The following is a 10,056-nucleotide window of genomic DNA, read 5'->3' on the forward strand; positions in this document are numbered from 1 at the left end:
AAGAACGCCAATGGAAACTCTGATAGATGGCAAAGAGATCTGGAAGGAAAAATTTGTAGCCTGAATTTGACCTGACAGACACCCTCTGAAAAATCGGTGACTGTCAGATCAGGTCTGAACTACTACATATAACAGAACTCGACGTCACTCAGCACTGGGTTATCTTAGCCCTGCTAAGTTTGAAGAAGTAAATCAACAATAGGTGTCCACTTTTAGTGGGTAACACCAATACCAAAGGTTATTTCTGCGAAAAGCTCGCCTAATTCTCCAAAAATTGGAAGATATCGTTCTGTAATTTCTCTGTACACTTGAGCATCATATACGAGCTGTTCGAATATTCCGATCAGGCTTGGATCAGCATTTGGAAATTTTTCTCGAAGCTCTTGTTCGTAAAGTTGCTCGTTGATCCAGTCCCAGCTTATCCATTCTCCATCATCCCAGATAGCATCAGAAGACCCTTCAACGATTTTACCCGTCATTGCGCAGCGATTAACCATTAGGCTTCTCTTTGTTTCTGTGTACTGATTTTTGAGTATTTTATAAAAGATAACGATTTTAGCATTGATTCTTCTGCAAACGTTGTATTTTGGCGTGCTCTTGGACGATTTTTAATATAGCTGGGCTGTAGCAGCAACTAAGCTCAAACAGGCTCTGCCTCTACTTCCCACGTCTGCAGTCTTAAAATGGCCTGGAGCAGCAGGTGGAAGTCCTCTTTGATATCGCTCTGATCTAACGTATTGTGCTTCTTCAGCCGGGTTTCCAGGCGGTCACAGATTTTTTCCAGCTCAGGAACTCCGCAATAACGGCAGGCACCATGGAGCCGGTGAACCCTTTCCAGGACCGCGGGAAAGTCGTTGCTTTTCCACCCCTGCCTCAGGGTTGTTAAGTCATCGGCCAGCCCCTCTTTCAACATGTCCAGCATTTCCATGGCCAGCTCATGTTTGCCCGCTGCCAGCCGGACAGCAAGGTCCATATTGACCGGAGAATCTTCCCGGGTGGTCCCGGTTTCAGGCCCTGACAGGGGCAGGGCCTTCATTGCGTGTTCAGAAGTTTTATGTATGGGTTTCAGACGGGACTGTTCCGGGCTGGCTGGCAGGTGGGTCCACTGGTTAATCATGGTGATCAGCAGCTTTTCGCTCACCGGCTTGCTCATGTAGTCGTCAAAGCCGCTTTGCAGCAACTTTTTCTTCTCTTCTGGCAGGGCGTGAGCTGTGACCGCTATCACCGGTACCCGCTGGTTGGGGTGGTCCAGCTGTCGTATTTTCCGGGTAGCTTCAATACCGTCCAGTCCGGGCATCTGTACGTCCATGAAAATAAGGTCAAAATGGCTGTGACGACATAGCTCAATGGCTTCAAAGCCGTTCTCTGCGGTCGAGACTTGCTGGCCAAGGTTGGTGAGGATGGTTTTCAGTAGCTTCAGATTGACCGGGTTGTCGTCAACGGCCAGTATCTTGCGGGACTGGCTGAGCTGCTGCTGCCAGGGGCCGGGGTTGCCTTCTTTCAGGGAAATCAGGGCTGCCAGTCGGCTCAGGCTGACTGGCTTCAACAGAGTGCTGACATTGTCTGGAAGCGGGTTATCGGGTAACCCGGCGGAACCGGCCTGGGTCAGCAAAATTACCGGGAAGGGTTGAGAAAACACCTCCAGCTCAGCAAGAGCGGAGTCAATGGATTGATCGTCAAGACTGATCAGGGTCAGGTCAAAAGTGCCTTTTTCCTTAATGGTCTGCAGCATGAGGCGACGGCTGGCAACGGCTGTGATATCCGCTCCCAGTCGGGTTAACAGGTGAAATATCGACAGTCGGGTCAATTCCTGGGGCTCCACAAGAAGGACACTCTTTCCCGACAGTAAGGGTTGTTCAGCAGTATCAGATAGGGGCTTGATCTGGACCCGGGCCTGGAAGGTAAACCAGAATGTGGCTCCCTGACCCAGGTCGGACTCAAGGCCGATTTCTCCGTTCATCTGTTCGACCAGGCTTTTACTGATGGCCAGGCCGAGTCCTGTTCCCCCGGCTTTTCGGGTTCGGCTACTGTCCGCCTGGGCAAACGCATGGAACAGCGAATGGTGTTGTTCCCGGGTCAGGCCGATACCGGTATCCGCCACGGATATTTTCAGAGACATCAGGCCATCATCGATCTCCTGGTTTAACATGACTCTTACCGATACGGAGCCGTAACTGGTGAATTTCACGGCATTACTGACCAGATTGGTCAATATCTGCCGCAGACGCTGGCCGTCAATGAGGATACTTTCTGGTACGTCGTCGTATATAAAACTGACCATTTCCAGAGACTTGCTGTGGGCGGCGGGGGCCATAATGGTCATCACTTCTTCCACCAGCTCCCTCAGATTGACCGGCTGAGGGTCCAGCTCCAGTTTGCCCGCCTCAATCCTGGAAAAGTCGAGAATATCGTTGAGCATGGTCAACAGCCCCTGGGAGGACTTTTCGATGGTGCTCATGTAATCATGTTGCTGGGGCGTCAGGCTGGAGTGCAGCATCAGGTTGGAAAAACCGATGATGCCATTGAGCGGGGTGCGGATTTCATGACTCATATTGGCCAGAAATTCACTCTTGCTACGGCTGGCCTCAAGGGCTTCTTTCCGGGCCAGATCCAGCTCCACATTCTGAATCTCAATGGTTTCCAGGGTCTCCTGAAGGTCGGCGTTGTATTGTTCAATGTTGCGGGTCATTTTCTGGTGCTGGGCCTGCAGGCTGTCCAGCATTTCATTGATAGCAGACTCCAGGCCGAACATCAGGCTGTGGGGGGTGTCGGGCAGGCGGGTATCAAAAAAACCATCCCGTATCCGGCTGATGACCCGTGCCATGTTCTCCAGGGGACGGGTAACGGCATTGCCCAGTTTCAGGCTGATGACCAGGGAGAGGGCGAGCCCAAGGGCAACAATGGTAATGCTGAACGCCAGGGAGCGGTACTTGATCAGGTGGGTTTCCGCATAGGAATAGTCGATCAGTATCCAGGCCTGGGGGAATACCTCTTCGCCCTTTTCTTCAAATAGGGTGACAGGGCTGGCCACCTGAAGTATGCGTTGATTCCTGTAGTACTGCTGCTCATGGGATAGCAACGAATGAATCTCACCACTACGAGTCAGTTTGGGGCCGGCATGGAGCCATTCAGTGCCATCCGGCCGGACAATGCTCACCGCCCGGATATCGGAATCATCCAGCATCATACTGATCAGACTCTGGAGTTCTTTCTGGTGATCCCGGTGTAGGATCAGAGCCACAATGCCGGCTTTGTGGCGGGTATAGTCCTGAGCCTTGGAGAGCAGCTGTTCATCCAGCTCGGTATAACGTTTGGTGAGATAGATCGCTGCCATCAGCAGGGAAATCACGATGCCGGGCAGTAAAGCCATCAGCAGTATGCGCTGACGAAATGCCTGAAGGTTATGTCTCATGGGATACCTTTCCCTACTGCATTGTTGCTTTTTTGTGAGGGTGTTCTGCTATGATGGGGCGCCGGTCATGGCTGGCGCCTGTCAGGCATAATAAAATTATTGGAAGTTCTGTGTCCATGGAATACCCGACGATTGAGTCAATTATTGGTAATACCCCCCTGGTTCGTTTGCAGCGTATGGGAGGGGATACCACCAACACCCTGCTACTGAAACTGGAAGGGCAGAATCCGGCGGGCTCGGTGAAAGACCGTCCGGCACTGTCGATGATTGCTGAGGCTGAAGCCCGGGGGGATATCCAGCCCGGGGATACCCTGATTGAAGCCACCAGTGGCAACACGGGCATTGCCCTGGCTATGGCTGCGGCCATTCGTGGCTATCGAATGGTGCTGGTCATGCCGGATACCATGAGTGTCGAACGGCGGGCGGCCATGAATGCCTACGGAGCTGAGTTGATACTTGAGCCTGATGGCATGGAGGCGGCCCGTGACCGGGCTCTGGACATGCAGCGCCAGGGGCTGGGCAAGGTGCTGAACCAGTTTGCCAACTCTGATAACCCTCTGGCCCATCATAGCTCTACCGGGCCTGAGATCTGGCGCCAGACCGGGGGGGAAGTGACTCATTTTGTCAGCTCCATGGGCACAACCGGGACGATCATGGGAACCTCCCGATATCTCAAACAGAAAAATGCGGATATCCAGATTGTCGGTCTTCAGCCTGCTGAAGGGGCCAGTATTCCGGGCATACGACGGTGGAATCCTGGGTACCTGCCTGATATTTTTGATGCCTCTGCAGTGGATGAGGTAATGGACATCAGCCAGCAGGAAGCGGAGCATTGTATGCGGGAACTGGCCCGACAGGAGGGTGTGTTCTGTGGTGTTTCCTCCGGAGGCGCGGTGGCGGGAGCGCTGAGGCTCTCCAGGCGAGTTTCCCATGCCACCATTGTTGCCATTATCTGTGACCGGGGGGACCGTTACCTGTCAACCGGTGTATTTGATCTGGTTGAGGTCCAGAGCTAGCAGAAGTGTCAAGGCTCATAGTGATTGATTTACAAAAGCATTGATGTATGCCAGCTGATCAAACCGGCGATTCCATAGTAGAATCCGGGCTCTTTATTTGATTGACATTTTATCCAGTGCCTGTGGGCAGTTTTCTGCTTTCAGGCCGTCGTATACGGAAACTGATTCATGCGTTTGAACCGTACATCCTCCACCTCCTGTCGTATTGATGGGGATGTGCTTGTTGATGCCCTGTCCCATGATGGAAGAGGCCTTGGCCGCCACCGGGGAAAGGCATTGTTTGTGGAAGGCGCCCTGAAGGGGGAGACGGTCCGGGTTCAGGTGACTGAAACGAAGCGCCGTTATGTCAATGCCCGGGCAACTGAGCTGGTGACCCGTTCACCGGAACGCTGCGATCCCCAGTGCGCTCATTTTGCCCGGTGTGGTGGCTGCAGCCTGCAGTACTGGAGCCACGAGGGGCAGATCAGGGGAAAGCAGGGGATTGTTCTGGACCAGCTGAGCCGTTTTTCCGGGGTCGAGCCACAAAGGCTGGCAGAGCCTCTGGTCTCCAGTCCTTATGGCTATCGTTTCCGTTGTCGCCTGGCCATTCGCTGGAAAAAGGGTCGGTTGCACCTGGGCTTTCGAGAGAAAGCCAGCCAGGCCATTTGTACTATCCATGAATGCCCGGTTCTGGCAGACCCCCTTCAGTCATTGCCGTTACAATTGCAGACATTACTGCCTGCTCTCAGGGCCCGTGAAGCGATTACCCATGCGGAGTGCTTTCTGGCGGATAATGGCAGGGCGGTATTGTTGCGTCATATCCGGCCGCTTTCAGAGGCGGACCGCCAGAAGCTGGTGACCTATGCCGAACAGGAGTCGCTTTACCTGTTCCTTCAGAGTGGGCCCGATCAGGTGGATTGTCTGTACTCTCCTGATCCGGAGAATAGAACCGGTGAGCTTTATTACCGGTTGCCTGAATCCGATGTGACATTGCGTTTTCGTCCTCTGGACTTTACCCAGGTGAACTGGCCTGTGAACCGGGCCATGGTGGCCCAGGCTCTGGACTGGTTAGCTCTGGAACAGGATGCCCGTGTTCTGGATCTTTTTTGTGGGCTTGGCAATTTTTCACTGCCCCTGGCCAGACAATCAGGCCAGGTTGTGGGAGTGGAGGGCAGTGAGAGCTCAGTGAAGCAGGCAAGAGCCAATGCCCTGCTGAATGCTATAGAAAATACGGAATTTCATGCCGCTGACCTGTCCAGTGACCTGAGGCGGCAGAGCTGGTTTCACCAGCACTATGATGCCCTGTTACTGGATCCACCCCGGACCGGGGCTGAAGCGGTGATTCGTCAGCTGGCTGAGGCACTGCCTGACCGGCTGCTTTATATTTCCTGCAACCCGGCGACACTGGCGCGGGATGCAGGGCTTTTGGCATCATATGGGTTTGCACTGGAGCGACTGGGGGTTATGGACATGTTTCCCCAGACTGCCCATGTGGAGTCGATGGCGTTGTTTACTCGATAGGAATGGAATGGGATAGATGGTCAAGGTAAGAGAAGATCAGCCGCAGCATTTTGACGGCAGTGTCGATCTGGACGCCTGGCTGAGCCGCCTTCAGGATCGGTACCAAGTGGGAGACACCGGCAGGCTGAGGGAGGCCTGTGAATGGGTTCGCCAGGTGGAATCAAAAGCCCTTCAGGACGCTCAGGAGGCTGAAACCGCATGGCCCACCGGGCAGGGGTGTTTCCGTACCGGACTGGAAATGGTTGAGATTCTTGCGGAGCTGAAGCTGGACATGGAATCCCTGGTGGCTGCCATTCTCTATCGGGCCGTCCGGGAAACCAAACTGCCCCTGAAAGAGGTGGAAACCGGCTTTGGCAAAACCGTTGCTGGCTTGATCCGGGATGTGCAGGGCATGGCGGCCATCAGTACCGTTCAGAACCCGGCGCGCCGGCAGGTACTTGACCAGCGTCAGGATCAGCTGGAAAAAGTCCGGAAAATGCTGGTGTCCATCATTGATGATGTCCGGGTGGCCCTGATCAAACTGGCGGAACGTACCTGCGCCATTCGGGCGGTTCGCAATGCCAGTAAAGAGAAAAAGCAGCGGGTGGCCCGGGAAGTGTTCGAGATCTATGCCCCTCTGGCACACCGGCTGGGCATCGGTTACATCAAGTGGGAGCTGGAAGACCTCTCTTTCCGCTATCTCAAACCCCAGGATTACAAAAAGATTGCCCGACTGCTGGATGGCAAGCGCCTGGACCGGCAGCAATACATTACGGATGTGGTGGAGACCCTGAAAAAGGCGCTGGGGGAATCCAATATCCGGGCGGAGGTCAATGGTCGCGTCAAGCACATCTACAGCATCTGGCGCAAAATGAAGCGCAAGAATGTGGATTTCAGGGATCTCTACGATATCCGTGCCGTGCGAATCCTGACCGATGAGGTACGGGATTGTTATGCCTCCCTGGGGGTAGTGCACTCTCTGTGGAATCATATTCCCCAGGAATTTGACGACTATATTGCCACGCCTAAGGAAAATGGTTATCGCTCGCTTCATACGGCGGTGTTTGGCCCGGAAGGCAAAACCCTGGAGGTACAGATCCGTACCCATGATATGCATGAAGAAGCGGAGCTGGGGGTTTGCGCCCACTGGAAATACAAGGGCACTGACGTTAACAGCCGCAGTGACAGCTACGAAGAAAAAATATCCTGGTTGCGCCAGGTCATGGAGTGGCATGAAGACCTGGGTGACCTGGGTGACCTGGGTGGCCAGTGGCGTGCTGATGTAGAGCCGGACCGGATCTATGTGTTCACCAAGGACGGTCATGTGGTGGACCTGGCCACAGGCGCTACCCCTATCGACTTTGCCTACCGTATTCATAGCGAAGTGGGAAGCCGTTGTCGTGGAGCCAAGGTTGCCGGACGTATTGTACCCCTGAACCATCGACTGAAAACCGGCGATCAGGTGGAAATCCTGACAGCGCCCAATGCCCATCCCAGCCGCGACTGGTTGAACCCTGACCTGGGCTATGTCACGACGACCCGTGCCAGGGCAAAGATCACCAGCTGGTTCAAGAAGCAGGATCGTGATGCCAATATTATGGATGGCCAGAGCCTGCTGGAAGCGGAATTGAAACGCCAGGCCCTCAGTGGTGTTGATTTTGATCAACTGGCAGAATCGGTCAACTGTCCCGCTTCAGAAGATATGTTTGCGGGCATTGGTGCTGGCGATATCAAACTACGTCATGTGGTGGCGCTGGCCCAGAAGCAGGTGGCGCCAGAGGAGGAAAAATCTTTTGAAATCCGCACCCGTCCCCAGCAGGAGCGGGTGTCCGACAGCACGATCAATATTGACGGTGTCGGAAACCTGTTGACCCAGATGGCCGGTTGCTGTCAGCCCGTGCCCGGTGACCCGATCATTGGCTACATTACCATGGGGCGAGGAGTGACCATCCATCGCCAGGATTGCACGACAGCCCTTTCGTTGCAGGAGCGGGAGCCGGAGCGGTTGATCGAGGTGAACTGGGGGCATCGTCCTGACTACAGTTACCCGGTGGACGTGGTGATCACTGCCTATGATCGTCCCGGACTGCTACGGGATATTACGGTGGTACTGGCAAACGACAAAGTCAATGTATTGTCCATGCAGACCCGAACCAGCAAGGAAGAGCACCTGGCCAGCATGCTGCTGACCATGGAAGTTCCAAGCCTGGAAAGTCTTGGCCGGGTTCTGGCCAAGGTAGCCCAGCTGCCCAATGTCATTGAGGCGGTTCGTCATCGAACGATGGGCTAGCAGGTTGTCGTGTGTCCAAAAGGGTTTCAGAGGGTATTCTATCTGAAACCTTTTTTTTCATTGTACAAATTGAAATGAGTTTTCGGGAGAGTAACCCTTTGAACCATGTCGTAGACGATCTGATCACTCTGATGGCCCGGCTCCGGGATCGTGAACAGGGTTGCCCCTGGGATCTTAAACAGAATTTTGCCACCATTGCCCCCTACACCCTGGAGGAAGCCTGTGAAGTGGTGGAGGCCATTGAGCGGGAAGATTACGATAACCTTCGGGAAGAGCTGGGAGACCTGTTGTTTCAGGTGATCTTCCATGCCCGGATGGGGGAAGAGGAAGGGCGCTTTGATTTCTCAGACATCACCCGGGAACTGCTGGCAAAGCTGATTCGACGACACCCCCACGTCTTTCCAGATGGCTCCCTGGACTCTTCCATGGCTACGACCCGCCTTTCACCGGAAGAGGTCAAAGTGCGCTGGCAGGCCATCAAGCAAGAGGAAAAATCAAAGAAGCAGCGCCACCAGAGCGCCTCGGCCATGCCCAATGACCTGCCTGCCGTTCTTCCTGCACTCAAACGGGCGGATAAAATCCAGTCTGCTGCGGCCAGAGTGGGCTTTGACTGGCCCGATGCCTCGCCGGTGTTTGCCAAGGTTGAAGAGGAACTGGTGGAAATCAGGGAGGCCCGGCAGGAAAGCCAGGAACGTGTGGCCGAGGAAGTGGGGGATTTATTGTTTGCCTGTGTCAACCTGGCCCGTCATCTGGGAGTGGATGCGGATATGGCCCTGAGGCAGGCCTGTGGGAAGTTTGATCAGCGGTTCAGGGCCATGGAAGCACTGGCTACGGACAATCAGCAGGAATTCCAGCAGTTGACGCTGGAGGAGATGGAGGCTTACTGGCAAGAGTGTAAGTCATTCGTGGATAAATGAACTTTACCTAGTGAGTAAAGTCCATATCAATACCGCTGTAGAAAATACACGTACTTATTTTATTGCTTTAGGCTCTTTTGATGAGGTTATATTGATATGGAATCTTGCTCTGGAGGTTCCTTGAGTTCAGAGGCTCAGGAATTCTGGGATAATTTTGCTGGCATTTCAAATGAAGAGCTGCGCAGGGCCACGATTGGCTTTCAGGTCTGGGGGCAAGATGTCGTTCCCATTGGTAAGCTTCCCTTTCTAAAAGGAAAAATCAATGAATCAATGAGAAGTGAAACTGCAAGGTTAAGAACTTTCAGTGTGAAGCCTGCGATAGAAATCTTGGATAAACTGAAAATGTCTCCAAAAGAAGTTGCTTATGCTGGGTTCTATTTTGTTCAGGGTAGGCCTCTTCCTGGTTTTTTGAAGAGTAAGTTTTCACCTGACAAAGTTAAGTGTTTTTTCTGTTCCGCTGCATCAGGCATTGTGTCATGGATGGAGAGTCAAAGTCCGTTTGATGTTCATAGAAAAATAAATCCATCTTGCCCCTATCTTGATTTTATTATGAATCGTCCAGCTGAGCTGGATCAATACTCACAAGATGAGTTAGTACAAAGCCCGATAGGAGCCAATTTGCATGTGGCCCCCCTGGATTCAGAAGAGACAGTTGTGCATGTAGAGCAAGAGTTGGCTAGTAATGAAGAAAAAGCACAAAAAATAAAGGGAAAAGTAAATAAAAATACTACTGGGGACTCTTGGTTGAGGAAGAGACAAAAAGTAGGAGATTTGATTGAAAGTATGGGATATGAACGGGATGATTTTTATAGATTTACCTGATTACCACCCAACCTCAGCTCGATTTCTCGGCTAAAATGACGACACTGGCTTTCAGTTCAAGCGAGGTGTTGTCATGGCTAAGAACAAAATCCAGTTTCAGAAAGGCTTGAGCATTACGGC

The 10,056-nt window shown here is 53.0% G+C and carries 7 protein-coding genes; 5 read left to right on the forward strand and 2 right to left on the reverse strand.

Annotated features, from left to right (window positions below; translation table 11 throughout):
• Positions 1 to 212 precede the first annotated feature (212 nt).
• Both ACNRUY_RS24655 and ACNRUY_RS24660 read right to left on the reverse strand, forming a co-directional pair.
• Complete coding sequence (locus ACNRUY_RS24655) at positions 213 to 497, reverse strand: hypothetical protein (protein ID WP_488114324.1); 285 nt, start codon at positions 495 to 497, stop codon at positions 213 to 215.
• A gap of 143 nt (positions 498 to 640) precedes the next feature.
• Entirely contained in the window at positions 641 to 3,412 is a 2,772-nt protein-coding gene (locus ACNRUY_RS24660) for a response regulator (protein WP_488114325.1), read from the reverse strand.
• A 116-nt stretch (positions 3,413 to 3,528) separates the two neighbouring features.
• Between ACNRUY_RS24660 and cysM the strand changes: the two genes are divergently transcribed.
• From cysM to ACNRUY_RS24685, 5 genes are all read left to right on the forward strand, one after another.
• Positions 3,529 to 4,428, forward strand: a complete 900-nt coding sequence (gene cysM, locus ACNRUY_RS24665) for a cysteine synthase CysM (RefSeq protein ID WP_488114326.1) — start codon at positions 3,529 to 3,531, stop codon at positions 4,426 to 4,428.
• A 168-nt stretch (positions 4,429 to 4,596) separates the two neighbouring features.
• A complete protein-coding gene (gene rlmD / locus ACNRUY_RS24670) occupies positions 4,597 to 5,928 on the forward strand; it encodes a 23S rRNA (uracil(1939)-C(5))-methyltransferase RlmD (protein WP_488114327.1) in 1,332 nt (443 codons plus the stop codon).
• A 16-nt stretch (positions 5,929 to 5,944) separates the two neighbouring features.
• Positions 5,945 to 8,197, forward strand: coding sequence for a GTP diphosphokinase (gene relA / locus ACNRUY_RS24675; RefSeq protein ID WP_488114328.1), 2,253 nt, complete (start codon positions 5,945 to 5,947; stop codon positions 8,195 to 8,197).
• Positions 8,198 to 8,295: 98 nt separating this feature from the next.
• Positions 8,296 to 9,114, forward strand: a complete 819-nt coding sequence (gene mazG, locus ACNRUY_RS24680; protein WP_488114329.1) for a nucleoside triphosphate pyrophosphohydrolase — start codon at positions 8,296 to 8,298, stop codon at positions 9,112 to 9,114.
• Between the two features lie 120 nt (positions 9,115 to 9,234).
• On the forward strand, positions 9,235 to 9,936 hold the full coding sequence (locus ACNRUY_RS24685; RefSeq protein ID WP_488114330.1) for a baculoviral IAP repeat-containing protein: 702 nt from the start codon (positions 9,235 to 9,237) through the stop codon (positions 9,934 to 9,936).
• Positions 9,937 to 10,056: the final 120 nt, after the last annotated feature.

The sequence above is a fragment of the Endozoicomonas sp. Z74 genome (genome assembly GCF_057680865.1).

What these genes read in the sequence shown, in the direction of transcription:
- rlmD (WP_488114327.1), top strand. Translation starts at nt 4,597, where the DNA reads ATGCGTTTGAACCGTACATCCTCCACCTCCTGTCGTATTGATGGGGAT.
- relA (WP_488114328.1), top strand. Translation starts at nt 5,945, where the DNA reads ATGGTCAAGGTAAGAGAAGATCAGCCGCAGCATTTTGACGGCAGTGTC.
- ACNRUY_RS24660 (WP_488114325.1), bottom strand. Translation starts at nt 3,412, where the DNA reads ATGAGACATAACCTTCAGGCATTTCGTCAGCGCATACTGCTGATGGCT.
- cysM (WP_488114326.1), top strand. Translation starts at nt 3,529, where the DNA reads ATGGAATACCCGACGATTGAGTCAATTATTGGTAATACCCCCCTGGTT.
- ACNRUY_RS24655 (WP_488114324.1), bottom strand. Translation starts at nt 497, where the DNA reads ATGGTTAATCGCTGCGCAATGACGGGTAAAATCGTTGAAGGGTCTTCT.